Origin of the sequence: Streptomyces sp. NPDC048636, from assembly GCF_040650655.1 — a bacterium.
Classification (GTDB): domain Bacteria; phylum Actinomycetota; class Actinomycetes; order Streptomycetales; family Streptomycetaceae; genus Streptomyces.
The window spans coordinates 935413-960043 of record NZ_JBEZHR010000001.1 but is presented as its reverse complement, the minus strand read 5'-3'; the positions used below and the strand labels follow the sequence as shown (position 1 = coordinate 960043).

Genomic DNA, 24631 nt, shown 5'->3' with positions numbered 1-24631 from the left:
GAACACGTGACCTCTAGCCCGATACATCCATTGGTTCGGAATTCAACTTCTATAGGTAGAATACATCCCATGGAGACCGAAAACGGCACGCGCTGGCTCAGCGACGACGAGCAGCGCGCCTGGCGCACCCATCTGGACGTCAGCCGGCTGCTGACCTACCAGCTCGAACGAGACCTTCAGCCGTTCGGCCTGACCATGAACGACTACGAGATCCTGGTCAACCTCTCGGAGTCGGAGGACCACCGGATGCGGATGAGCGACCTGGCGTCCGCGACCCTCCAGTCCAAGAGCCGTCTCTCCCACCAGATCACCCGGATGGAGAACGCCGGTCTGGTCCGCCGGGAGAACTGCGAGTCGGACCGCCGCGGGCTGTACGCGGTCCTGACCGAGCACGGCTGGGACACCATGCGCAAGGTCGCGCCCCACCACGTCGACTCCGTGCGCAAGCACTTCATCGACCTGCTCGGGGCGGACGACCTCGACGCGCTGTACGGCTCGCTGGTGCCCGTCGCCGAGCATCTGCGCGCCCAGCGCGGCCGGGTGTAGGGACGCACCGCGCGGGTCCGGGCCCGGGACACGAGCTAGGCCAGTGGCAGCCGCAGCGCGAACAGGGCGCCACCCGCGGGCCCCGCACCCACGGTGAGCGTGCCGCCGTGGCGCTCCGCCACGTCCCGCGCGATGGCGAGGCCGAGCCCGGCCCCGCCATCGTCGCGGCTGCGGGCGTCGTCGAGCCGGACGAACCGCTCGAAGATCCGCTCCCGTTCGCTCTCCGGTACCCCGCCGCCGTCGTCGGCGACGGCCAGCACGGCGCGGCCGCCCTCGGTGCGCACCGACACCCGCACCTCGCCCCGCGCATGCCGCTGGGCGTTGTCGACCAGGTTCCCCAGCACCCGGGAGAGCTGGCCCCGCGAACCGGTCACCTCCGCCGGGGCCAGCTCGGTGACCACCGCCACCCGGTCCCCCGTGCGCTGCGACAGCTCCTCGCGCACCATGCCGTCCAGCGCGATCCGTTCGGCGCGGGCGGGCCGCTCCCCGGCGTCCAGCCGCGCCAGCAGCAGCAGATCGGCGGCCAGCCGCTGGAGCCGCACCACGTCCTCCACCGCGCCCGCCACATCCAGCAGCTCCGGATGGGCGGCGCCCACCTCCAGCTGGGTGCGGAGCGAGGCCACCGGGGAGCGCAGTTCGTGGGAGGCGTCCGCGACGAACGCCCGCTGCCGCTCGACCGACGCCTCCAGCGCCGTGAGCGTCTCGTTGGTCGTCCGGGCCAGCGCCGCCACCTCGTCGTGCGAGCCGGGTTCCGGCACCCGGCGGGACAGATCGGTGCTCGCGGTGATGGCGGCCATCTCCCGGCGGATCCCCTCCACCGGCCGCAGCGCGCGCCGGGTCACCAGCCAGGTCACCCCGGCCACGACCACCAGCAGCAGCGGCAGTCCGATCAGCATCGCCTGCCGGACGGTGCCCACCGCGCCCTGTTCGGTGGCCAGCGGGGCGCCCGCGTAGACGGTGACGTCCTCGCCGTGGGCGTCGGTGACCTCCACGGCCGCCCAGCGGTATTCCTCGGTCGTGCCGTCGATCCGGGCGGTGCCGCCGCTGTACTCCGGGCTCGAGGAGACCTCCCCCGAACCGCCGTCGTCCTCGTGCTCGTCCTCGGCGTCGTCGGACGGCGCCGCCACCGGCCGCACCGAGGAACTGCCGGTGCCCGTCACCGCCTGGAGGTCGTCGCTGACCGCCCGGACCCGGTGGTCCTCGTCCACGATCTGCACCGGGGTGTCGTCCCCGAGGTCCAGCTCCCGGTAGGCCACCCCACCGGCGACCTTCGACGCGACCGCCCGGGCGGCGGCCCCGGCGTCGACCTCGGCCCGGTCCGCCAGATTGCCCCGCAGTACCGCCAGCACCGCGAGCCCCGCGGCCACCAGCGCCACCGCGACCACCACGGTCGCGCCCAGCGCCGCCCGTGCCCGTACGGAGCCGAAGACCTTACCCACGGAGCCGGTACCCCGCTCCCCGCACCGTCTCGATCAGCCCGGCGCCCAGTTTGCGGCGCAGGGCGCTGATGTACACCTCGACGATGTTGGGGTCGCCGTCGTACGCGAAGTCCCAGACGTGCTCCAGGATCTCGGCCTTGGAGACCACGTCCCCCGGCCGCAGCGCCAGATGCTCCAGTACGGAGAACTCCTTGGCGGTCAGCGCGATCTCGCCGCCGTCCCGCTCCACCCGCCGGGCACCCCGGTCCACCGCCAGCTCGCCGACCCGCACCACCGGTGAGGCGGCGGGCCCGCGGCGGCGCAGCAGCGCCCGTACCCGTGCCACCAGCACCACATACGAGAAGGGCTTGGTCAGATAGTCGTCGGCGCCGGTGTCGAGCCCCTCGGCCTCGTCGTACTCGCCGTCCTTGGCGGTGAGCATCAGGATCGGCACCTCGTGACCGGCCGCCCGGAGCGCCCCGCACACGTGGTAGCCGTTCATCCCCGGCAGCATGATGTCGAGGACGATCAGGTCGTAGGCGCCCTCCTGCGCGCGGTGCAGCCCCTCGCGCCCGTCGTGCGCCACATCCACGGCGAAGCCCTCCGCACGCAGCCCCTTGGCCAGCGATACGGCGAGCCGCCGTTCGTCCTCAACGATCAGCAAACGCATGCGACCAGCCTCCCAAAGCCAAGCTGAAGATCTCTTCAGGTGGCTTCAGCTCAGCTTCAGCATCCCTCGGTGAAGGTGGTGAACGTCCGAACAGCACACCGGGGAGGAAACCCTCATGAAGCGCAACATCGTCATCGCCACCGTCGCCGCGGCCGCCCTGATCGGCGGCGGTTCGGCCGTCGCCCTGGCGGACGGCGGGACGGGCGGCGCGCAGTCCTCGTCCGCCGGTGCGGCGCAGAACTCCGCGAAGATGGCGGCCTTCCAGGCCGACGACCGCGACGACGCCGACGACGCCAATGACACGGACGACGCCGATGGCCGGGACGACGCGAAGGACCGGGACGACGCCGACGACAACGGCGGCCGCGACGCCGAGTCGGCCGGGAAGGCCCGGGTGACGCTGTCCGACGCGGCGGCCACGGCCCTGAAGGCCGCACCGGGCACGCTGTCCTCCATCGACCTGGACGACGACGCCCGCACCACCGCCTGGGACGCGGAGATCCTGGGCAAGGACGGAAAGTGGCACGAGGTCGGCGTCGACGCCACCAGCGGCAAGGTGCTGAACCAGCGCGTGGACCGCGAAGAGGCCGCCGACTCCGACGACGCCGCTGAGCGCGCCGCCCTGAAGAAGGCCGACGTGAGCGCCGTCGAGGCGGCCCGCAAGGCCGCGGCGGGCGGCTCCACCGTGACCTCCGTCGGCATCGACGACGACCGCGCGGCCGCGTGGGAGGTCGAGGTCGTGAAGAACCACAAGGAGCGCGAGCTGACCGTCGACGCGCAGACCGGCAAGGTCGCGCAGACCGCGTCCGACGACGACAAGGCGGACGACCGCGACGACGACTGACCGTCCGGAGGCATTTACGAGGCGGGCCCCGCACTCCGGGGCCCGCCTCCGCGTCTGCGCGTTACGACCCTTCGGTGACTCCCGCCACCAGTTCATCGGCCGCCGAGTACGGGTCCAGCTCTCCGGCCACGACCCGTTCCGCCAGCGCGCCCAGGCGCCGGTCGCCGTGCAGATCGCCGATGCGCGCGCGCAGCGCGGTCACCGCGATCGTCTCGACCTCACCGGCCGCCCGCCGCATCCGGCGCTCGGCCAGCACACCGTGCTCCTCCATCCAGGCCCGGTGCTTCTCCAGCGCCTCGACGACCTCGTCGATGCCCTCGGCGCGCGCCGCCACCGTCTTCACGATCGGCGGCCGCCAGTCACCCGCCGCCCGCGCCTCGCCCAGGCCCAGCATGTGGTTGAGCTCGCGGGCGGTGGCGTCGGCGCCGTCCCGGTCGGCCTTGTTGACCACATACACATCGCCGATCTCCAGGATCCCGGCCTTGGCCGCCTGGATCCCGTCGCCCATCCCCGGCGCGAGCAGCACCACGCTGGTGTCGGCCTGGGCGGCGATCTCGACCTCGGACTGGCCGACGCCCACCGTCTCGACCAGCACCACATCGCATCCGGCGGCGTCGAGCACCCGGATGGCCTGCGGCGCGGCCCAGGCCAGTCCGCCCAGATGGCCGCGGGTGGCCATGGAGCGGATGTAGACGCCGGGGTCCGAGGCGTGCTCGGACATCCGGACCCGGTCGCCGAGCAGCGCCCCGCCGGAGAACGGCGAGGAGGGGTCCACCGCGAGGACCCCCACCCGCTTGCCGATCCGGCGGTAGGCGGAGACGAGCCCGGAGGTCGAGGTGGACTTGCCGACCCCCGGGGAGCCGGTCAGTCCCACCACATAGGCGCCCCCGGCCAGGGGAGCCAGCGCCGCCATCACCTCGCGCAGCTGCGGCGAATCGCCCTCGATCAGCGAGATCAGCCGGGCGACGGCGCGCGGCCGCCCCTGCCGGGCCTGCTCCACCAGGGTGGGCACATCACTCATGGGGGCCGCGCTCCTCAACGCTCGTACCGCCATACCGCCGGATCGATGGACCGGCGCCGTTCAGAACCACTCACCGGCGACCGCCGGGGTCACGCCTTCTTTCCGGGCACCCGGATGATCAGCGCGTCTCCCTGGCCGCCACCGCCGCACAGCGCCGCGGCGCCGGTACCGCCGCCGCGCCGGCGCAGCTCCAGCGCCAGGTGCAGCACGATCCGGGCGCCGGACATGCCGATCGGATGTCCGAGGGCGATGGCGCCGCCGTTCACGTTCACCTTTTCGGACGAAACGCCCAGATCCTTCATTGACTGCACCGCGACCGCGGCGAACGCCTCGTTGATCTCGATCAGGTCGAGGTCACCGACGGTCAGCCCGTCCTTGCCCAGCGCGTGGGCGATGGCGTTGGACGGCTGCGACTGGAGGGAGTTGTCGGGTCCGGCCACATTGCCGTGGGCGCCGATCTCGGCGATCCACTCCAGACCGAGCTCCTCCGCCTTGGCCTTGCTCATCACCACGACCGCGGCGGCGCCGTCGGAGATCTGCGAGGAGGTTCCGGCGGTGATGGTGCCGTCCTTGGTGAACGCGGGGCGCAGCTTGCCCAGGGACTCGGCGGTGGTCTCGCCGCGGATGCCCTCGTCCTTGGCGAAGACGACCGGCTCGCCCTTGCGCTGCGGGATCTCCACGGGGGTGATCTCGGCGTCGAACAGGCCGTTCTTCTGGGCGGCGGCGGCCCGCTGGTGGGAGCGGGCGGCGATCTCGTCCTGCTCGGGGCGGAGGATGCCCAGCCGGGTGTTGTGCTTCTCGGTGGACTCGCCCATGGCGATGTTCTCGAAGGCGTCGGTGAGCCCGTCGTGCGCCATCGCGTCGAGCATCTCGATGGCGCCGTACTTGTGGCCCTCCCGCGACTTGGGGAGCAGATGCGGGGCGTTGGTCATGGACTCCTGACCGCCCGCGACCACCACGTCGAACTCACCCGCCCGGATGAGCTGGTCGGCCAGGGCGATGGCGTCGAGGCCGGAGAGGCAGACCTTGTTGACGGTGAGGGCGGGCACGCTCATCGGGATACCGGCCTTCACGGCCGCCTGCCGGGCCGGGATCTGGCCGGCGCCCGCCTGGAGGACCTGCCCCATGATCACGTACTGCACCTGGTCACCGCCGACCCCGGCCCGGTCCAGCGCCGCCTTGATGGCGATGCCCCCCAGGTCGGCACCGGAGAACGAGCGCAGGCTGCCGAGCAGCCGTCCCATGGGTGTACGGGCACCCGCCACGATCACGGAGGTGGTGGCGTTACCGGTCGATGGTGCAGTCATGTGGTGGGCCCCTTCACGAGACGAAGGAAGTTAACGAGGGTTATCGTCAATGTACTGACCGGTTACCCGCGCGGTCACCGGCCCATCAGTGTGATCGCGCGCACGTTGCGTAACCACCACGCGGAGCGGTGCACTGGTCCCATGCTGACGAGAATCGACCACATCGGGATCGCCTGCTTCGACCTGGACAAAACCGTCGAGTTCTACCGTGCCACGTACGGCTTCGAGGTGTTCCACTCCGAGGTCAACGAGGAGCAGGGCGTACGCGAGGCCATGCTCAAGATCAACGAGACCTCGGACGGCGGGGCCTCCTACCTCCAGCTCCTGGAGCCGACCAGGGAGGACTCGGCGGTCGGCAAGTGGCTGGCCAAGAACGGCGAGGGCGTCCACCACATCGCCTTCGGCACCGCCGACGTCGACACCGACTCCGAGGAGATCCGCGGCAAGGGCGTGCGGGTCCTCTACGAGGAGCCCCGCCGCGGCTCCATGGACTCCCGGATCACCTTCCTGCACCCCAAGGACTGCCATGGGGTGCTGACCGAACTGGTCACCGCCGCGTCCCCGTCCGAAGCGGACCACTGAAGCGGACCACTGACCTACCCCTTCCCCGGCCGGTAGAGTGCAGGCTCGGCCGGGGTACGGGAATCGGAAGGGATCGGGGTCCGGCCCGGGCTTTGCCGATGATCTGACACCATTTCTTCGGAAGGGCCAGCTCCGCACCGTCCGGCACAGCAGTCGCCGGGCCGTGACCACGAGGAACCGCGAGGGACCGCGAGGTAGGGAGCCGGCCGCCAACGCGACCAGGGGACGGATGGGACCGCGCAGTGCGGGGCTACGACCGCTACGAGCCTGACGATCAGCTCTCGAAGTTCGAGGCCGAGATGGAGCGGCTGAAGACCGAGCGGGAGAAGGCCGTCCAGCACGCCGACGACCTCGGCTACCAAGTCGAGGTGCTGCGCGCCAAGCTGCACGAGGCGCGCCGCACTCTGGCGACCCGTCCTGCCTACGACAGCGCCAACCTCGGCTACCAGGCAGAACAGTTGCTGCGCAATGCGCAGGTCCAGGCCGACCAACTGCGCGCGGACGCCGAGCGCGAGCTGCGCGAGACCCGTGCCCAGACCCAGCGGCTGCTCCAGGAGCAGGCCGAGCGGCAGGCCCGGCTCGAAGCCGAGCTGCACGCCGAGGCGGTGGGCCGCCGCCAGCGGCTGGACCAGGAGCTCGCCGAGCGCCGCGCCACCGTCGAGTCGCACGTCAACGAGAACGTCGCCTGGGCCGAGCAACTGCGCGCCCGCAGTGAGGACCAGGCCCGTCGGCTGCTGGAGGAGTCCCGCGCCGAGGCCGAGCACGCGCTGTCGGCCGCCCGCGCGGAGGCCCAGCGGCTGGCCGAACAGGCCCGTCAGCGGCTCGGTTCGGAGGCGGAGTCCGCCCGTACCGAGGCCGAGTCGATCCTGCGCCGGGCCCGTACCGACGCCGAGCGGCTGCTCAACGCGGCCGGGGCGCAGGCCCAGGAGGCCACCGACCACGCCGAGCAGCTGCGGGCCGGGGCCACCACCGAGTCGGACGAGGCCCGCCGGCTCGCCGCCGAGCAGACCCGCACCGCCGAGCAGCGGATGCAGGAGGCGGAGACGGCGCTGCGCGAGGCGCGCGCCGAGGCCGAGAAGCTTCTCAACGAGGCCAAGGACGCGGCGGCCAAGCGGCTTTCGGCCGCCGAGTCGGACAACGAGCAGCGCACCCGTACCGCCAGGGCGGAGGTCGCCCGGCTGGTCGGCGAGGCCACCAAGGAGGCCGAGGCGCTGCGGGCGGAGGCCGAGCAGCTGCGGGAGGACGCCCGCGCCGAGGCCGACCGGATGGTCTCGGAGGCCGGGGACGACGCCCGCGCCCGCGCCGCCGAGGACTCCGCCGCCCAGCTGGCCAAGGCCGCCCGGAGCGCCGAGGACGTGCTGACCCGCGCCTCGGAGACGGCCCAGGCCACCACCAAGGCGGCCGCCGAGGAGGCGGAGCGGATCCGCCACGAGGCCGAGGCCGAGGCGGACCGGCTGCGCACGGAGGCGCAGGACACCGTCGAGGAGCTCAAGGGCGCGGCCAAGGACGACACCAAGGAGTACCGCGCCAAGACCGTCGAGCTCCAGGAGGAGGCGCGACGGCTGCGCGGCGAGGCCGAGCAGCTGCGGTCCGAGGCGGTGGCCGAGGGCGAGCGGATCCGCGCCGAGGCGCGCCGTGAGGCGGTCCAGCAGATCGAGGAGTCGGCCAGCACCGCCGAGGAGCTGCTGACCAAGGCCAAGCAGGACGCGGAGGAGACGCGTTCGGGCGCGACCAGCGAGAGCGAGCGGGTCCGCACCGAGGCGATCGAGCGGGCCAACGCGCTGCGCCGCCAGGCCGACGAGCTGCTGAAGCGGGCCCGGGGCGAGGCGGAGGAGCTGGTGACCTCGGCCGAGGAGCGGGCCGAGGAGATCCGGGTCGAGGCCGACAGCGCGGCCGAGGAGCTGCGCGAGGAGGCCGAGCGGGCCGCGCAGGACCGCCGGGCCGACGCCGAGACCGAGCTGACCCGGCTGCACCAGGAGGCCGAGCAGCGGCTCGGCTCCGCCGAGGAGGCGCTCGGCGAGGCGCGCACCGAGGCGGAGCGGCTGCGCCGGGAGACGGCCGAGGAGATCGAGCGGCAGCGCGGGGAGTCCGCCGAGCGGCTCAACGCCCTGCGCCAGCAGGCCGAGGACGAGGCGGACCGGCTGCGCGAGGAGGCCGCGGCCGACGCGTCGAACGCGCGCGCCGAGGCCGAGTCGGTGGCGGTGCGGCTGCGCGGTGAGGCCGCCGCGGAGGCCGAACGGCTGCGCGGGGAGGCCCAGGAGACGGCCGACCGGGTGCGCGGGGAGGCCACCGCCGCCGCCGAGCGGATCGGCACGGAGGCGGCGGAGGCGCTGGCCGCGGCCCAGGAGGAGGCGGCGCGCCGCCGCCGTGAGGCCGAGGAGCTGCTGACCGACGCCCGGGAGGAGGCGCAGTCCGAGCGGACCCGGGCGCATGAGCAGAGCGAGGAGCTGCTGACGGCGGCCCGCAACCGGGTCTCCGAGGCGCAGACCGAGGCGCAGCGGGTGGTCGAGGAGGCCGAGCAGCGCTCGTCGGACATGGTGGCCACGGCCGAGCAGACCGCGCAGCAGGTGCGGGACTCGGTCACGGGGCTGCACGAGCAGGCCGAGGCCGAGATCACCGGGCTGCGTACGGCCGCCGAGCACGCGGCGGAGCGCAGCCGTACCGAGGCGCAGGAGGAGGTCGACCGGGTCCGCGCGGACGCCTACGCGGAGCGGGAGCGCGCCTCGCAGGACGCGACCCGGCTGCGGCGGGAGGCGCAGGAGGAGACCGAGGCCGCCAAGTCGATGGCGGAGCGTACGGTTTCGGAGGCGATCGCCGAGTCCGAGCGGCTGACCACCGAGGCCCGCGAGGACGCCGGGCGGCGCCGTACGGAGGCGGCCGAGCAGGCCGACCGGCTGCTCACCGAGGCCACCCATGAGTCCGAGCGGCTGCGCGCCGAGGCCAATGAGACGCTCGACGAGGCGCGCCGTTCGGCCCACAAGACCCGTGCGGAGGCCGCGGAACAGGCCGACACCCTGGTGGCAGGCGCCACCGACGAGGCGCAGCGGCTGGTGGCCGAGGCCACGGCCCGCTCCCAGGCGATGCGCACCGAGGCGTCGGACGCGCGGGCCACCGCGGAGCAGGACGCGGCGCGTACCCGGGCCCAGGCCCGCGGCGACGCCAACAACATCCGCTCGGAGGCCGCGGCCCAGGCCGACCGGCTGGTGGGCGAGGCCTCGAGCGAGGCGGAGCGGCTGCTCGCGGAGGCCACCGCGGAGGCCGAACGGCTGCGCACCGAGGCGGCGGAGACCGTCGGCTCGGCCCAGCGGCACGCCGAGCGCACCCGGGCGGAGGCGGACCGGATCGCGGCCGACGCGGCGGCGGAGGCCGAGCGGATCCGGGCCGAGGCACAGGCCGAGGCGGACCGGTTGGTCGACCGGGCGCGCGAGGACGCCAACAAGCGCCGTTCGGACGCGGCGGAGCAGGCGGACCGGCTGGTCACCGAGTCCACCGCGGAGGCCGAGCGGCTCACCGCGGAGGCGCGGGAGGCCGCGCTGCGGACGGCGACCGCGGCGGAGGAGCAGGCGGACACCATGGTGGGCGTGGCCCGCCAGGAGGCCGACCGGCTGATCGCGGAGGCCACCGAGGAGGGCAACGGGCTGGTGGAGAAGGCCCGTACGGACGCGGATGTGATGCTGGGCGAGGCCCGGGGCGACGCGACCGCGATCCGGGAGCGCGCCGAGGAGCTGCGGTCGCGGACCGAGACCGAGGTCGAGGAGTTGCACTCGCGGGCCCGCCGGGAATCCGCCGAGCAGATGAAGTCCACCGGCGAACGGGTGGACAAGCTGGTCGCGGCGGCCACCGCACAGCTGATGAAGGCCGAGGAGAAGGCCAAGTCGCTGGTGTCGGACGCCAACAGCGAGGCCAGCCGGGTGCGGATCGCGGCGGTGCGGAAGGCCGAGGGCCTGCTGAAGGAGGCCGAGCAGCGGAAGGCCGACGCGACGCGGGACGCGGAGCGGGTCCGGGCCGAGGCCACGGCCGAGGCGACGGAGATCGTGGACGAGGGCAAGCGGGAGCTGGAGTTGCTCAAGCGGCGCCGCGAGGACATCAACGCGGAGATCTCCCGTGTCCAGGACGTGCTGGAGGCGTTGGAGTCCTTCGAGACCCCCGCGTCGGGCGGCGCGGGGGGCAAGGAGAACGGCGGAGTCAAGACGGCGGCAGGTGCGGGTGCGACCAGACCGGGCGGAAAACGTTCCGACGGCTAGCGGCACACGCCGTGTTGTGTCCGAATCATCCCGACGAGTGACAAGCGTTGGGACTTACTGCCACTCAAAAGGCTGGACATTCTCCAGATCAAACAGTCGTTGACTCGATGACACGCCGCTCGGCCCCCTAGGATTCCCTCTATCACCTCACCGGTCTCTTTCTGACAGGAACCCCATGAGCGACACTTCCTCCCCCTTCGGCTTCGAGCTCGTGCGGCGTGGATACGACCGCGGTCAGGTGGACGACCGCATTACCAAGCTCGTCGCCGACCGTGACAGTGCACTGGCCCGTATCACCTCCCTGGAAAAGCGCATCGAGGAGCTGCACCTCGAGACGCAGAACGCTCAGGCCCAGATCAACGACGCGGAGCCGTCCTACGCCGGACTCGGCGCCCGGGTCGAGAAGATCCTCCGTCTCGCCGAGGAGGAGGCCAAGGATCTGCGCGAGGAGGCCCGCCGGGCCGCCGAACAGCACCGTGAGCTCGCCGAGTCGGCGGCCCAGCAGGTGCGCAACGACGCCGAGACGTTCGCCGCCGAGCGCAAGGCGAAGGCCGAGGACGAGGGCGCGCGTATCGTCGAGAAGGCGAAGGGCGAGGCCTCCACCCTGCGCCAGGAGGCGCAGAAGGACGCCCAGTCCAAGCGCGAGGAGGCGGACTCCCTCTTCGAGGAGACCCGCGCCAAGGCCGCGCAGGCCGCCGCCGACTTCGAGACGAACCTGGCCAAGCGCCGCGAGCAGTCCGAGCGCGACCTGGCCTCCCGTCAGGCCAAGGCCGAGAAGCGGCTCGCGGAGATCGAGCACCGCGCCGAGCAGCTGCGGCTCGAGGCCGAGAAGCTGCGCACCGACGCGGAGCGCCGGGCCCGCCAGACGGTGGAGACCGCGCAGCGCCAGGCCGAGGACATCGTGGCCGACGCCAACGCCAAGGCGGACCGGATCCGCAGCGAGTCCGAGCGTGAGCTGGCGGCCCTCACCAACCGCCGCGACAGCATCAACGCCCAGCTGACCAACGTCCGCGAGATGCTGGCCACGCTGACCGGCGCGGCGGTGGCCGCCGCCGGTACGCCGGAGGACGAGACGGTCAGCCGTGGCGTCCCCGCGCAGCAGACCCGGTGACACTCGGTCATCCCGGAGCGCTCCCTGCCCCGTGCCGCACCGTGCGGCGCGGGGCACGCGCATGTCCGCCCCGGTGACCGCGGCCGCTCCCCCGGCGGGCGGCGGCCCGGTGGCGGGGGTCAGGGGCCGCGCTTAGCGTGGCCGCATGATCGAGATCGAGGGGCTGAGCAAGGCTTACGGCGACACGCTGGCCGTGGACGGTCTCTCCTTCACCGTCCGGCCCGGTAAGGTCACCGGTTTCCTCGGTCCCAACGGGGCGGGCAAGTCCACCACCATGCGGATGGTGCTGGGTCTTGACCATCCGACATCCGGCCGGGTCAGGATCGACGGGCGGCCGTACGAGCGGCTGACGGACCCGCTGCGGCACGTCGGCGCCCTTCTCGACGCCAAGGCCGTGCACGGCGGCCGCAGCGCCTTCCACCATCTGCTGTGCCTCGCCCAGAGCAACGGCGTACCGCCCGCCCGGGTCCCGGAGGTGCTGGACCTCGTCGGTCTCGGTTCGGTCGCCCGTAAACGCTCCAAGGGTTTTTCCCTGGGAATGAGCCAGCGACTTGGCATCGCGGCCGCGATGCTGGGTGATCCGTCGATTCTGATGTTCGACGAGCCGGTCAACGGACTGGATCCGGAGGGCATCCACTGGATCCGGAACCTGATGCGGGATCTGGCGGGCCAGGGCCGGACGGTGTTCGTTTCAAGTCATCTCATGAGCGAAATGGCGCTTACCGCCGATCATTTGGTGGTCATCGGTCAGGGACGACTTCTCGCCGATACCTCGATGTCCGATTTCATCACCGAACATTCACGTTCCTATGTCCGGCTGCGCTCGCCCGAACAGCAGCGGCTGCGCGATGTCCTGGCCGCGGGCGGTATCGCGGCGGTGCCCGGCTCCGACGGTTCGGTGGAGGTGGACGACGGCGACCCGGTCCGGCTGGGCCAGCTGATGGCCGACCACCGGCTGGTGCTGCATGAGCTGAGCCGACAGCGGGCGTCCCTGGAGGAGGCGTTCATGCGGCTGACCGCCGGAGCGGTGGAGTACCACGCGCATCCCGCGGGCGCCGACGAGCCCACCCCGGCCGCCGCCTGGCGCGCCGCCGAGCGGTCACGGAAGGAGTCCTGACGATGACGGTGGTGACCCGGGTACTGCGCTCCGAGTGGACCAAGATCCGCTCGGTGCGCTCCACAGCGTGGACGCTGGGTGTGGCCGCGCTGGTCACGATCGCGCTCGGAGCGCTCATCAGCGCACTGGTCCGGCATGACTTCGCCCATCTGTCCCCCCATGACAAACGGGTCTTCGACCCGACCTTCGTGAGCTTCGCCGGAACCGGGCTCGGGCAGCTCGCGATGATCGTCTTCGGAGTGCTGGTGGTCTCCGGCGAGTACGCCACCGGAATGATCCGCACCTCGCTCGCGGCCGTACCGCGCCGCGGAGTGCTCTTCACCGCCAAGGTCACCGTGGCGGCGCTGCTCGCCCTGGCGGTCGGCATGCTCACCAGCTTCGCCGCCTTCGCCACCGGCCAGAGCCTGCTGGGCCAGTACCGGGCGTCACTGGGCGACCCGGGGGTGCTGCGCGCGGTCCTCGGCGGCGGCCTCTACATGACGCTCATCACCGTGTTCTCGATGGCCGTCGCCACGATGCTGCGCAGCCCGCTGCTGTCGCTGGGCGTGCTGATGCCGTTCTTCTTCCTGATCTCGAACATCCTGGCCAATGTGGACGTGACCCGGAAGTTCGGCGCATATCTGCCGGACCAGGCGGGCCAGCACATCATGCGCGTGGTCCCGGACGGCGAGAGCGCCCCCTACGGCCCGTGGGGCGGCTTCACCATCATGTGCCTCTGGGTCGCCGCCGCCCTGGCCACGGGCTACCTCCTGCTCAAACGCCGCGACGCGTAGCCCCCGCCGGGCAGGGCTCATCGGGCCCCGCGCCGCCCGGCGGGCCTCATCGCCGCCCGCGGACGCGTAGAAGCGCAACGCCGCCGCGACGACGGCATACCTGCCGCCCGCGCACCGCGAAGCTCGCGCACGCCGCAGCCGCCGCCCGAACCCCGCGGCGCCCAGACCCTCATCACCCCGCCGGGGCACCCACAGCGACACCGCCACCGTGCCCGCCGCAGGCACCGGGCACGCGCCGCGACGCCCAGACCCCGCCCGGCGGGCCTCATCGCCGCACAGGGACGCGTCCACAGCGCCGCCGCCACGAAGCTCCGCGCACGCCGCACCCGCCGCCCTGGCCACGGGCTACCTCACGCTCCAGCGTCGCGACGCATAGCCCCCGCCGGGCGGATCTCATCGGGCCCCGCGCCCCGAACCCCACACCGCCCGGCCCCCGCCCGGCGGGCCTCATCGCCGCCCGGGGGCGCGTAGAACAGCAACACCTCCGCGACCCCCGACTCCCGCCCGGCGGGCCTCATCGTCGTGTCGGAGGCGCGTGCCCTCACACCGCGCGCGGGGTCCGCGCTCAGCACCCCGCGCGTAGGCTCGCGGTGTGATCGACCGCCGTCTCGCCGCTCTCGGTTTCGCCGAGGTGCCTGCCCGGGAGCCGCTCTGCTACCCCGGCCGGCCCGTCACCTCCCCCGCCCTGCTCACCGGCGGTGAGCTGTGGCCGATGGAGCCCGGGGAGGGGCGGCTGGGGAGCTGGCCGGTGGCCGGGCCGGACGGGCACCGGGTACCGCTCGACGCCGCACTGGCCCGGCTCGGCGTGCCGACGGCCGGTGCGCGCACCCCCGTCATCGCCGTGGGCTCCAACGCCTCCCCCGCCCAGCTGCACCACAAGCTGTCCCGGCCGGGCACCCCGTACGCCGTCCCCATGGTCCCGGTGGACATCACCGGGATCGCGGTCGGCTGCTCGGCGCATATCGCGCGCTACGGCTACGTCCCCTCGGCGCCGTACACCGCTGCGTCCGCGCGCACCCCGCTGGTGGTGAGCTGGCTGGACACCGAGCAGCTCGCGGCCGTGGACGACACCGAGTACCCCAACTACCGGAGGGTGCTGCTGCCCGGGACGGACTTCCCGATGGTGCTGCCGTCCGGGGAGCGGCTCGGCGGCGGGTACCTCTACGCCGGAAGGCGCGGGGTGCTGCGGAACCCGGACGCCACGGCGCCGCTGCCCGGCGGTGGCGACCAGGGCGCGCTGCTGACCGGGCTGCTGGCCGCCTCGGCCCGGCTGCGCACCCTGCTCGGCCCGGATCCGCGCTCCTGGGTCGGGCGCGCGGGCGCCGATCCCGCGGTGCGGGAGGCGGCCGCCCGCGCCTTCCGGGACGAGGGCTGGGCGCTGCCGCGGGGGGCGGCGTTCGGGCGCTACGCCGAGGACGCCGGGGACGGGCCTCCCCGGCCGCCCGGGGCCCGTGATTACGATGCGCTCTCATTCTCCTAGGGGAAGGAACCGTCAACCCACCGCTATCCTCCTAACCCTCACGGGGGCTCGCGCCCCGGACCCATTTGCACGAGGGGCGGAGAATGATCCAGGCAGTCGGTCTGACGAAGCGCTACGGCGCCAAGACAGCCGTGTACAACTTGTCGTTCCAGGTGAGGCCGGGTGCCGTCACCGGCTTCCTGGGCCCCAACGGATCAGGCAAGTCGACGACGATGCGCATGATCCTGGGGCTCGACCAGCCCACTGCCGGGCAGGTCACCATCGGTGGCCACCCGTTCCGCCGCCTCCCCAACGCACCGCGCCAGGTGGGTGCCCTGCTCGACGCCAAGGCGGTGCACGGCGGGCGCAGCGCACGCCAGCACCTGATGTGCCTGGCCCAGCTGTCCGGTATCCCGGCCCGCCGGGTGGACGAGGTGCTGGGCGTGGTGGGCCTCCAGAGCGTGGCCGGCAAGCGCTCCAAGGGCTTCTCGCTCGGTATGGGCCAGCGCCTGGGCATCGCGGCCGCGCTGCTCGGCGATCCGCAGGTGCTGCTCTTCGACGAGCCGGTCAACGGTCTGGACCCCGAGGGCATCCTCTGGGTCCGCAACCTGATGAAGCAGCTGGCCTCCGAGGGCCGCACCGTCTTCGTCTCCAGTCACCTCATGAGCGAGATGGCGCTCACCGCGGACCACCTGATCGTCATCGGGCGCGGACAGCTGCTCGCCGATATGAGCGTCCGGGACTTCATCTCGTACAACTCGGCGGACTTCGCCCGCGTCCGCACCCCCGAGGGCGCGCCGGAGGACCGCGAGAAGCTCACCTCCGCCCTGAGCGAGGCTGGCGGCCAGGTGCTGCCGGAGCAGGACGGCGCCCTGCGGGTGACCGGGCTGCCGCTGCCGCGGATCAGCGATCTGGCGCACGGGGCCGGTATCCGCCTCTGGGAGCTTTCGCCGCACCAGGCATCGCTGGAAGAGGCGTATATGCGGATGACGTCGGGCGCGGTGGACTACCGGTCCACCGCCGACCAGCGCGCCGGTCTCCAGGAGCCGGTCCCCGGGATGCCGCCGCAGGGCGGGGCGTACGGCTACGCCCCGGGGATGCCGGGCCAGCCCACGGGACCCGGCGGCTTCCCGCCCGGCACCGTGCTGCCGGGGTACGCCGAACCGCCCGCGGCGCCGCACGCCGCGCCGCACGCCGCTCCTCAGGCCGCACCGGCCGCTGCCCCGGCCTCGGTTCCCGACATGACCAAGCGCGACAGCGAGGACGCCCGATGACGACCCCGTACCACCAGCCCCAGTCGGCGCCCGTCCCGCCGCAGACGCCCCCGCAGATGCCGCCGGCGCCGCAGACCGCCCCGCCGGGGCCGCCGCAGCAGCAGACGCCGCCCGCGATGCCGCCGCAGACCGCGCACCCGCACCAGATGCCCCCGCAGCAGACGCCGCAGCAGCAGATGCCTCCGCAGGCCGGGCACCCGCAGCAGATGCCTCCGCAGCAGCCGGCCCCGCCGCAGATGCCGCAGCCGACGCCGCCGCCCGCCGGGGCCAACCCGTCCCAGCCGTACGCCGGCGTGGGCTCGTACACCTCGCCCATCCCGATCCGGGGCACCAACCTCGGGCACGCCCTCGCCTCCGAGTGGACCAAGATCAAGTCGGTGCGCTCCACGATCTGGACGCTGGGCGTGATGACCGCGCTGGTCGTCGGGATCGGGCTGCTGGTGGCCGCGAGCACCGGCGACCAGGACTACGTCTCCGCTCCCCCGACCCTGCCCGGCTTCTTCGGCACCCTGCTGGGTCAGCTGTGCCTCGTCACGCTCGGCGTACTGGTGGTCTCCTCCGAGTACGGCACCGGGATGATCCGCACCAGCTTCACCGCCTGCCCGCAGCGTGCGCGGGTGCTGACCGCCAAGGCGCTGGTCTTCTTCACCCTCTCGTTCACCACCACGACCGTCTCGCTGGCGCTGGTGGCGTTCGCCGGATCGGGGATGCACAGCGGCCCGGGCATCATGGAGCCCACCAGTGAGCAGATGGTGGGTGCCACGATCGGCGCCGGGCTCTATGTGTCGCTGCTCGGGCTGCTCTCGCTGGCCGTCGGCTCCATGCTGCGGCACTCCGCGGGCGCGATCACCGCGATGCTCGGTGTGGTGCTGCTCCCGGCGATCCTCCCGGCGTTCCTGATGATGTCCGAGAGCCTTCGGGGGCTCGGCGAGACCATGCAGAAGTACTCCTCGCCGAACGCACTGGCCGCGCTGTTCCAGCTCTCCGACGATCTGGGCAACGGCTGGTCGCAGCTGGGCGCGCTGGCCGGGGTCACCGGCGCGGCGCTGGTCGCCGCCTTCGCGCTGCTGGACAAGCGCGACGTCTGACGGCCCGACGTCCAAGGGCCTTCGGGCTCAGTACTTCGGTGCGCCACGGGACCGCTGGAGCTTGGCGCTCCGGCGGTCCCGCGCGTTCCAGCACGCCTTGTGCCAGTGGCGGCGGTCATCGGCCCCCGAGTGCTGCTGCCAGGCGACCACATGGGGCACCCCCGGCGGGATCTCCTGGTCGCAGCCGGGGCAGCGGTAGTGCTTGGTGGCGCCCGCCCCGCTGATCTGCCGCACCACCCACTCCTCGTCCTGCCAGCTCTCGGTGCGCTCCAGACCGAAGCGGTCGGCACCCTCACGGCCGACGGGCTGCTCGCCGCCTCGCGGGCGGTTTCGGCGTGGGGACACAGTGGCACCTCGACAACTCAGAGCGCGACATCGCTGGGGGCTACGGGCTGTGACCAGCCTACGCGTTACGGTCACGCACCCGGAAAGCCGTCGTCCACCCCCACCCTCTGATCATCATGAAAACTTCTTGCCAAGCCGTGCCCTTGGCACGTGTCAGGCGTTAATGCCCATGAGGGGGTATGCCCGCGTCCGCGGACGATCCGTGGCAAGGAGGCAGATGGCGATGCATGTGGGGGCTTTTATCCTGGCGGCTCAATTCCCGGGCCAGGGACAGCAGGAGGCGCTGCACCGGGCGGTGCGCTCGGCCGAGCTGGCGGAGGTGGCGGGGCTGGACGCGGTCTGGCTCGCCGAGCACCATTTCGTTCCGTACGGGGTATGTCCGTCCGCGGTCACCCTCGCCGCCCATCTGCTGGGCCGCACCCGCACGCTCGGGGTCGGCACGGCGGTGAGCGTGCTGCCGACGGCGCATCCCGTCGCGCTGGGTGAGCAGGCGGCGCTGCTGCACCTGGTCTCCGGCGGCCGGTTCACGCTGGGCGTCGGGCGCGGAGGGCCCTGGGTGGATCTGGAGGTCTTCGGGTCCGGTCTGGAGGCGTTCGAGCACGGCTTTCCGGAATCCCTCGATCTGCTGCTGCGCTGGCTCCATGAGCCGCGGGTGGGGGCGGAGGGAGAGCGGTTCGCCTTCCGTGAGGTGCCGGTGGTGCCGCGCTGTGAGGATCCGCTCGGCGAGCGGGCGGCGGTCTCCCCGCCGGTGGTGGTGGCCTGCACCTCGCCCGGCAGTGTGCGGCTCGCCGCCGAGCGCGGGCTGCCCATGCTGCTCGGTATGCACTGCGGTGACGAGGAGAAGGCCGAGGCGGTCGCGCTGTGGCGGAGCTCGGCGCTCGCCGCGGGGCGCTCATCCGACGAGGTCGAGGCGGCGGAGCATGTCTCGGCCGGGGTGGTGCAGATCGCGGACGCGCGCCCCGAGGCCGCGGAGACGCTGATCAAGGCGATGCCCGGCTGGCTGCGCCAGGGGCTCGGCGCCCATGTCACCGTCGACGGGCGGCGGCGCCGGATGCGCGATCCGGTGGCCTATGCGGAGTTGCTGTGCGAGCTGCATCCGGTCGGCCCGCCGCGGCTGTGCGCCGACCGGCTGGCGGCCACCGCGGAGCGCACCGGGATCCGCCGGTTCGCGCTGCTGGTCGAGGGGTCGGGGGACCTCGCGACCACGGAGGAGAATGTGCGCAGGCTCGGTGGTGAGGTGCTGCCGCTCCTGTGCTGATACACCTCCCCCTGAGGGAGCGGCAGCGGTCATCGCGTCAGCAGTCGCGCAGTTCGGGCGACTGGTTCAGCAACTGCCCCCGAACCGAGGTGAAGCGCGCGAGGCGCTCATTCGCCGACGCGTCCATCGGGAAGACGGCCACCCGGTGACAGTTCTGAAAGGCCAGCCGGACCCCGAAGTGGCGCTGGAGCGCGCCGCGTATCGCGTCACTCGCCAGTGCGCGCAGCAGTTGACCGCGTGTCTGCTCGTCCGGCGGAGGCGTCTGGTTGTCGGCGAACTCTCCGCCGTCCACCTTCAGCTGGGCCACCAGGGAGCTGATCATCTCCCATGCGTACGGTAGGGAGTTCCGGACGCAGTCGACGAATTCCGCTTCGTCGACCTCGCCTCGCTCGGCCTGTTCCAGAAGGGCCGGTGAGACGTCGAGCGACATGGGTTCTCCTCTCGCGACCCCGGGTGCGGGGTCTCAGGGATGGGATGGGCGGACGGCGACGGAGCGTACCCGTCCGGCGACCGCCCGCTTCAACGGTAATTCGGCCACTCCCCCCGCACCAGGAGAATGGGCACACAACCAGCCATTGCCGAACAGGTCCATCGCCGGACGAATCGCGTGGAGCAGCCGCCGTCGAGTAGCGTTGCCGACCATGCGTCTCGTCATCGCCCGGTGCTCCGTGGACTACGCCGGCCGTCTCACCGCCCACCTGCCCTCGGCACCCCGCCTGATCCTCGTCAAGGCCGACGGCAGTGTGTCCATTCACGCGGACGACAGGGCCTACAAACCCCTCAACTGGATGTCTCCGCCATGCACCCTCAAAGAGGGCGATGACGATGTGTGGACGGTCGTGAACAAAGCGGGGGAAAAGCTCATCATCACCATGGAGGAAGTCCTCCATGACTCCTCGCATGAACTCGGTGTCGACCCGGGCCTGATCAAGGACGGTGTGGAGGCCCACCTCCAGGAACTGCTGGCCGATCGGATCGAGACACTTGGCGATGGCTGGACGCTTATTCGGCGTGAATACCCCACCGCCATCGGCCCGGTGGACATTCTCTGCCGGGACGCGGACGGCACCACCGTGGCGGTGGAGATCAAGCGCCGGGGTGAGATCGACGGTGTCGAGCAGCTCACCCGCTATCTGGAGCTGCTCAACCGGGATCCTCATCTCGCCCCGGTGAAGGGCGTGTTCGCCGCCCAGGAGATCAAACCGCAGGCGCGGGTGCTGGCCACGGACCGCGGTATCGGCTGCGCCGTCCTCGACTACAACGCGCTGCGTGGCATCGAGGACGACAAGCTCCGCCTCTTCTGACGGATCCGCCCGGCCACACCCGCTACTTCAGGCCATCCGACCGCATTCACGCCCGGCGCGAATGCGGTCGTTTGCCTTCGGCGCGGACGCGTCGCGTCGGCGACCTCTCCGCACAGCGCCTAGGCCGGGACCGACGAGGACGAGGCGGTGGCGGGCGGGGTGGTCGGAGCGCTGGCCGTGGTCGAGGAGTGCCCGGAGGGCGTGGGCGCCGTGGTGGGCGGTGTGGTCGACGGGCTCGGATCGTCCGTGGGGTCGTCCGGCGTCGTCGGGGCGGTGCTCGGCGGCCGGGTCGTCGGCCGGTGGGTGGGGCGGTGGGTGGTGGGGTCCGGCGACGGCGAGGTCGGCCCGCCGGTCTCGGTGGGCGTACCGCTGGTCGACGGATCGCCCGGGGAGGTCGTCCCGTCCGGTGTACCGCCGGCCGGTGTGGAGGGCGAGGTGGAGGACCGCGGCACCCCGGTCGGCCCCGACCGCGAGTCCTGGTCGGTGCCGCTGGTCGGGTCGTCGGCGGTGAGGTCCGGATCGTCGTCCTGCTGGGACGCGGTGCGATCGGGCTTGACGCGGTCGCCGGGGCCGTCGCTGTCGTCGGAGGCGGCGCCCAGGGTCACCACGGTGCCGAGGACCGCCACCAGAAGCGCGCCGGAGGCGGCCGCGATCACATTGCGCCGGGCACCGGCCGCCGCCAGCCGCCGCAGCCCGCGCGGGTGGTCGTCCGGCCCCGCGGCGGGCGGCTTCCCCGCGGGGCTCTGAGTCCCCGCCGCGGCCGCCACGTTCCGCGAGGTCACCGCGGCGAGGACGCTTGTCTCGGACGCCGCCGCGGCGGCCGTACCGACGGAGGGCGGCGGGCTGGTCGCCGCCGCCTTGGGCTGGACGACGGTGATCTCGGTGTCGGGGTCCACCGCGCCGGGCGCGGAGGCCGACTCCTCGTGGCGGGCGGCCGGGACCTCCTCACCCGCCGCCGTACGACCGCCGCCGCCCGCCGTGCCGAACGCGTCGGCCATGGACGACCCGGCCGTACGGTCGGTCACCAGGGCCAGCGCCCGCCGTCCCGCGACCGTGCCCCGCTTGTCGGCGAGGACGCCGCGCAGCCCGATGGACGCCTCCAGTTCCGCGCGGGCCCGGTCGAGATTGCCGGCGCACAGGGCCAGGACGCCCAGCTCATGGTGGAAGTACGCCTCGTCGGAGACCTGTCCGGCCAGCCGGGCCGCCTCCTGGCCATGGCGGACGGCACGCTCCCAGGCGCCCCAGTGCAGCGCGGCGGCGAAGGCGGGGGCGGCGGCGCGGGCCAGCGCCACCGCGGCGTCGGCGTGGTCCGCCGCACGGCTGGCGACCAGGGTGGTCATGGCCCCGAGGACCGCGTCCGCCTCGGCGGCGACCCGTTCGGGGGCGACCGAGGGGTGTCCGGCCCACCAGGCGTAGTGCCGGGCGACGGTGCGCGCCCGCCCCGCGGACTCGGCGGCGTCCCCGGCGAACCCCTCGTCGGCGAGTTGCGCGGCCACTCCGGCGGCCAGCCGGTAGTGCGATCCGGCGGTGGTGACCAGACCGCAGCCGAGCAGCTCACCGAGGGCCGCGTCGGCGTGGGGGTCCTCGGTGAGCGCGGGCAGATGGGCCTGGTGCGGCAGTTCGCCGCCGAGCGCGACCGCGAACCGCAAGGCGTCCTGCGCCGCCCCGCCGAGCTGCCGGGCGAGCGGCGCCACGGGGGCCGCGGCCTCGGCGCGGCTGGGCAGCGGTCCGCCGCCCCGCTCCTCGCGCCGCCGCAGCAGCGCGCCCGCCTGGACGAAGCGCAGCGGCAGCCCCTCGGACTCGAACCACAGATCCGCGGCCCAGCTCGCCTCCTCCTCCGTCAGCGGACGGCGGACGGCGCGCTCCAGCAGCTCCAGACCGGCGGTGCGGCTGAGGCCGGAGAGGAAGACCTCCTCGAGGTGCGAGTCGGCGGAGGGCGCGGCGATCCCGGGGGTGGCGGAGATCAGGAAGGCGCACTCGGGGGTCGCGTCGAGGAACTCGTCCAGCGCGGCGCCGCCGAAGTCGATGTCGTCGAGGACGACCACGGCTCCGATCTCCCGGACGGCCGCCAGCAGTTCGGCCCGGTCGGGGCGGTACAGCGGGGCGCGGTAGACGGCGGCGTAGAGGTCATGGAGGAGGTCGGTGGGGGTGCGGCGGTAGCCGGAGAGGCGCACCACACCGTCCGGGGCGAGCCGCTCGCAGTCCGCGGCGACGGCCTCCAGCAGCACGCTGCGCCCGGCGCCGGAGGGGCCGGTGACCCGTACCGAGCGGCCGCGGGCGAGCAGCCGGGACAGCCGTTCCCGCTCCTCCTCGCGCTCGAGCAGGGGCAGCTCGGGCACCACGGTGCCGGAGGGGGGCGGCGCGACGGCGGCCCGGCGCAGCTCGGCGCGGTCCCCGGTGCCGCGCCGCTCGGGCCGCTCGGGCCGCGCACCGGGCGGGCAGGGCGCTATCTCGCTGCCGTCCACGGGGTTGACGGTCAGCAGATGGTCACCGGAGACGATCCGGGCGGTACGGGCGGGCGCCGGGGCTTCGCTGTCCAGATGGGGCAGGAGCGGATCACCCGGAGGCGGCGGGGTGGGCAGGGCCGGGGAGCCGTGGCCGTCCGCCGGGTGCGCCGGTTCCTCCGGACGGGCGGCGGCGTCGTCGCGGCCGTGCTCCTCCGGTCCGCGGTTCATCGGCTCCATGGTCATGGCCCCCCAGTGCGTGGCGTGCGGTGTGGCTCCCCGGCCCCGCCGTCGCTTCTGGTCCGGTGCCGCCGTAGGGAAAGGGCTCGGCGGTACCGAACCCTAGACCTTCTCACAGTATCCACTCCCCGGGAGGGAGGGCACGCCACCCCGGTACCGCCCGGCCTCTCGGAGCCCGCGCCATGGCGGGATCCGAGAGGCCGGGCGTCCGCGGTGTCAGACGCGCGGGAGGGATTCGGCCTCGAGGCCGCCCTCGATCGCCAGGATGCGGTGCAGCCGGGTGGCCACCAGCAGCCGCTGCATCTGCGGCGGGACGCCGCGCAGGACCAGCCTGCGGCCCGCCCGGCCGGCCCGCCGGTGGGCGCCCATGATCACGCCGAGCCCGGTGGCGTCCCAGGAGTCCAGCTCGGTGAGGTCCAGCACCAGATCCCCACCGCCGGAGTCGACGGCGGTATGCAGGGCCGTCCGGGCGTCCGCCGCGCTTCGGACATCCAGTCGGCCCCCGACGACCAGCTCGGCGTGGTCGCCCCTGATGTGCATATGCGCTCCCCACTACGGTGCGTCGTGTGTCGTCAATGAGCCATTCTGTCTACAGAACTGACTGCCCCTCACGCGACGAAGTTGCCGCTTGTAAGCGAACCGATACCGAATTCACCCGTGAGGGTGAGTCCTGGGCCTGGCGCGGTGCCCGGGCCCTCAGTAGCGGTAGAAGCCCTCGCCGCTCTTGCGGCCGATGTCCCCCGCGTCGACCATGCGACGCATGATCTCCGGCGGTGCGAACTTCTCGTCCTGGGACTCGGTGTAGATGTTGTCCGTGGCGTGCATGAGGATGTCCACGCCGGTGAGGTCGGCCGTGGCGAGGGGTCCCATCGCATGGCCGAACCCCAGCTTGCAGGCGATGTCGATGTCCTCGGCCGTGGCGACCCCGGATTCGTACAGCTTGGCCGCCTCGACGACGAGCGCGGTGATCAGACGTGTGGTGACGAAGCCCGCGACATCGCGGTTGACGACGATACAGGTCTTGCCGACGCTCTCGGCGAACTCCCGTGTGGCGGCGAGGGTTTCGTCACTGGTCTTGTATCCGCGCACCAGCTCGCACAGCTGCATCATCGGCACCGGCGAGAAGAAGTGGGCGCCGACCACCCGCTCCGGACGCCCGGTGGCCGCCGCGATCTTGGTGATCGGGATCGCGGAGGTGTTGGAGGCGAGGATGGTGTCGTCCTTGACCAGCCCGTCGAGGGTCCGGAAGATCTCCTGCTTGACCTCGATCTTCTCGAAGACGGCCTCGACCACGACATCCGCGTCGGCGGCGGCGTCGAGGTCGGTGGTGGTGGTGATCCGGGCGAGGGCCTGCTCGGCCGCCTCGGCCTCCAGCTTGCCCTTGGCGACGAACTTCTCGTACGAGGCCCGGATGCCGTCCGTACCGCGCCGCAGCGCCTCGTCGGTCACATCGCGCAGCACCACGTCCCAGCCCGCCTGAGCCGAGACCTGCGCGATACCGGACCCCATGAGTCCGGCTCCGATGACCGCGAGCTTCCTGGCCACGACACACACCCTTCGATCGACGCTGATGTGCGGGACCTTAA

At 72.9% G+C, this 24631-nt stretch carries 21 protein-coding genes; 12 read left to right on the top strand and 9 right to left on the bottom strand.

Features of this window, described 5'->3' with window-relative positions; all coding sequences use genetic code 11:
- Positions 1 to 69: 69 nt before the first annotated feature.
- Complete coding sequence (locus AB0C66_RS04425) at positions 70 to 546, top strand: MarR family transcriptional regulator (protein ID WP_362432639.1); 477 nt, start codon at positions 70 to 72, stop codon at positions 544 to 546.
- 35 nt (positions 547 to 581) lie between these two features.
- On the opposite strand, the gene AB0C66_RS04420 is transcribed toward AB0C66_RS04425, so the two are convergent.
- Together AB0C66_RS04420 and AB0C66_RS04415 are read right to left on the bottom strand one after the other, a co-directional pair.
- Entirely contained in the window at positions 582 to 1985 is a 1404-nt protein-coding gene (locus AB0C66_RS04420) for a HAMP domain-containing sensor histidine kinase (protein WP_362432637.1), read from the bottom strand.
- Positions 1978 to 2634: a response regulator transcription factor gene (locus AB0C66_RS04415; RefSeq protein ID WP_362432635.1), complete on the bottom strand. Its 657-nt coding sequence runs from the start codon at positions 2632 to 2634 to the stop codon at positions 1978 to 1980. Before AB0C66_RS04415 ends, AB0C66_RS04420 begins: the two co-directional genes overlap by 8 nt.
- Before the next feature lie 115 nt (positions 2635 to 2749).
- Here AB0C66_RS04415 and AB0C66_RS04410 point away from each other — a divergent pair, with 115 nt between their 5' ends.
- On the top strand, positions 2750 to 3478 hold the full coding sequence (locus AB0C66_RS04410) for a PepSY domain-containing protein (protein ID WP_362432632.1): 729 nt from the start codon (positions 2750 to 2752) through the stop codon (positions 3476 to 3478).
- Between the two features lie 61 nt (positions 3479 to 3539).
- Here AB0C66_RS04410 and meaB read toward each other — a convergent pair whose 3' ends face one another.
- Together meaB and AB0C66_RS04400 are read right to left on the bottom strand one after the other, a co-directional pair.
- Complete coding sequence (gene meaB / locus AB0C66_RS04405) at positions 3540 to 4499, bottom strand: methylmalonyl Co-A mutase-associated GTPase MeaB (protein ID WP_362432629.1); 960 nt, start codon at positions 4497 to 4499, stop codon at positions 3540 to 3542.
- A gap of 89 nt (positions 4500 to 4588) precedes the next feature.
- Entirely contained in the window at positions 4589 to 5770 is a 1182-nt protein-coding gene (locus AB0C66_RS04400; RefSeq protein ID WP_362433373.1) for an acetyl-CoA C-acetyltransferase, read from the bottom strand.
- 177 nt (positions 5771 to 5947) lie between these two features.
- Here AB0C66_RS04400 and mce point away from each other — a divergent pair, with 177 nt between their 5' ends.
- The 8 genes from mce to AB0C66_RS04360 all read left to right on the top strand — a co-directional run bounded on the left by mce (position 5948) and on the right by AB0C66_RS04360 (position 17454).
- Complete coding sequence (gene mce, locus AB0C66_RS04395; protein WP_362432627.1) at positions 5948 to 6388, top strand: methylmalonyl-CoA epimerase; 441 nt, start codon at positions 5948 to 5950, stop codon at positions 6386 to 6388.
- A 242-nt stretch (positions 6389 to 6630) separates the two neighbouring features.
- A complete protein-coding gene (gene scy, locus AB0C66_RS04390; protein WP_362432624.1) occupies positions 6631 to 10632 on the top strand; it encodes a polarized growth protein Scy in 4002 nt (1333 codons plus the stop codon).
- A 175-nt stretch (positions 10633 to 10807) separates the two neighbouring features.
- Positions 10808 to 11743, top strand: a complete 936-nt coding sequence (locus tag AB0C66_RS04385) for a cellulose-binding protein (protein WP_362432622.1) — start codon at positions 10808 to 10810, stop codon at positions 11741 to 11743.
- Between the two features lie 145 nt (positions 11744 to 11888).
- Positions 11889 to 12860: an ABC transporter ATP-binding protein gene (locus AB0C66_RS04380; protein ID WP_362432619.1), complete on the top strand. Its 972-nt coding sequence runs from the start codon at positions 11889 to 11891 to the stop codon at positions 12858 to 12860.
- 2 nt (positions 12861 to 12862) lie between these two features.
- Positions 12863 to 13633: an ABC transporter permease gene (locus AB0C66_RS04375; protein ID WP_362432616.1), complete on the top strand. Its 771-nt coding sequence runs from the start codon at positions 12863 to 12865 to the stop codon at positions 13631 to 13633.
- 592 nt (positions 13634 to 14225) lie between these two features.
- The gene (locus AB0C66_RS04370) at positions 14226 to 15113 is read left to right on the top strand and encodes a hypothetical protein (protein ID WP_362432614.1); all 888 of its coding nucleotides are present in this window, start codon (positions 14226 to 14228) and stop codon (positions 15111 to 15113) included.
- Between the two features lie 83 nt (positions 15114 to 15196).
- Positions 15197 to 16366, top strand: a complete 1170-nt coding sequence (locus AB0C66_RS04365; RefSeq protein WP_362432612.1) for an ATP-binding cassette domain-containing protein — start codon at positions 15197 to 15199, stop codon at positions 16364 to 16366.
- Positions 16363 to 17454: an ABC transporter permease gene (locus AB0C66_RS04360; protein WP_362432609.1), complete on the top strand. Its 1092-nt coding sequence runs from the start codon at positions 16363 to 16365 to the stop codon at positions 17452 to 17454. The genes AB0C66_RS04365 and AB0C66_RS04360 overlap by 4 nt, the downstream gene beginning before the upstream one ends.
- 27 nt (positions 17455 to 17481) lie before the next feature.
- On the opposite strand, the gene AB0C66_RS04355 is transcribed toward AB0C66_RS04360, so the two are convergent.
- A complete protein-coding gene (locus AB0C66_RS04355; protein ID WP_362432607.1) occupies positions 17482 to 17799 on the bottom strand; it encodes an ATP/GTP-binding protein in 318 nt (105 codons plus the stop codon).
- 223 nt (positions 17800 to 18022) lie between these two features.
- Here AB0C66_RS04355 and AB0C66_RS04350 point away from each other — a divergent pair, with 223 nt between their 5' ends.
- Complete coding sequence (locus AB0C66_RS04350; RefSeq protein ID WP_362433370.1) at positions 18023 to 19057, top strand: LLM class flavin-dependent oxidoreductase; 1035 nt, start codon at positions 18023 to 18025, stop codon at positions 19055 to 19057.
- Positions 19058 to 19094: 37 nt separating this feature from the next.
- On the opposite strand, the gene AB0C66_RS04345 is transcribed toward AB0C66_RS04350, so the two are convergent.
- Positions 19095 to 19487: an SCO5389 family protein gene (locus tag AB0C66_RS04345; protein ID WP_362432605.1), complete on the bottom strand. Its 393-nt coding sequence runs from the start codon at positions 19485 to 19487 to the stop codon at positions 19095 to 19097.
- Between the two features lie 211 nt (positions 19488 to 19698).
- On the opposite strand from AB0C66_RS04345, the gene nucS reads away from it, so the two are divergent.
- A complete protein-coding gene (nucS, locus tag AB0C66_RS04340) occupies positions 19699 to 20361 on the top strand; it encodes an endonuclease NucS (protein ID WP_362432603.1) in 663 nt (220 codons plus the stop codon).
- 119 nt (positions 20362 to 20480) lie between these two features.
- On the opposite strand, the gene AB0C66_RS04335 is transcribed toward nucS, so the two are convergent.
- The 3 genes from AB0C66_RS04335 to AB0C66_RS04325 all read right to left on the bottom strand — a co-directional run bounded on the left by AB0C66_RS04335 (position 20481) and on the right by AB0C66_RS04325 (position 24590).
- Positions 20481 to 23036, bottom strand: a complete 2556-nt coding sequence (locus AB0C66_RS04335) for an ATP-binding protein (RefSeq protein WP_362432600.1) — start codon at positions 23034 to 23036, stop codon at positions 20481 to 20483.
- 225 nt (positions 23037 to 23261) lie between these two features.
- Entirely contained in the window at positions 23262 to 23585 is a 324-nt protein-coding gene (locus tag AB0C66_RS04330) for an STAS domain-containing protein (protein ID WP_055547659.1), read from the bottom strand.
- 156 nt (positions 23586 to 23741) lie between these two features.
- Entirely contained in the window at positions 23742 to 24590 is an 849-nt protein-coding gene (locus AB0C66_RS04325) for a 3-hydroxyacyl-CoA dehydrogenase family protein (protein WP_362432598.1), read from the bottom strand.
- Between the last annotated feature and the right edge of the window lie 41 nt (positions 24591 to 24631).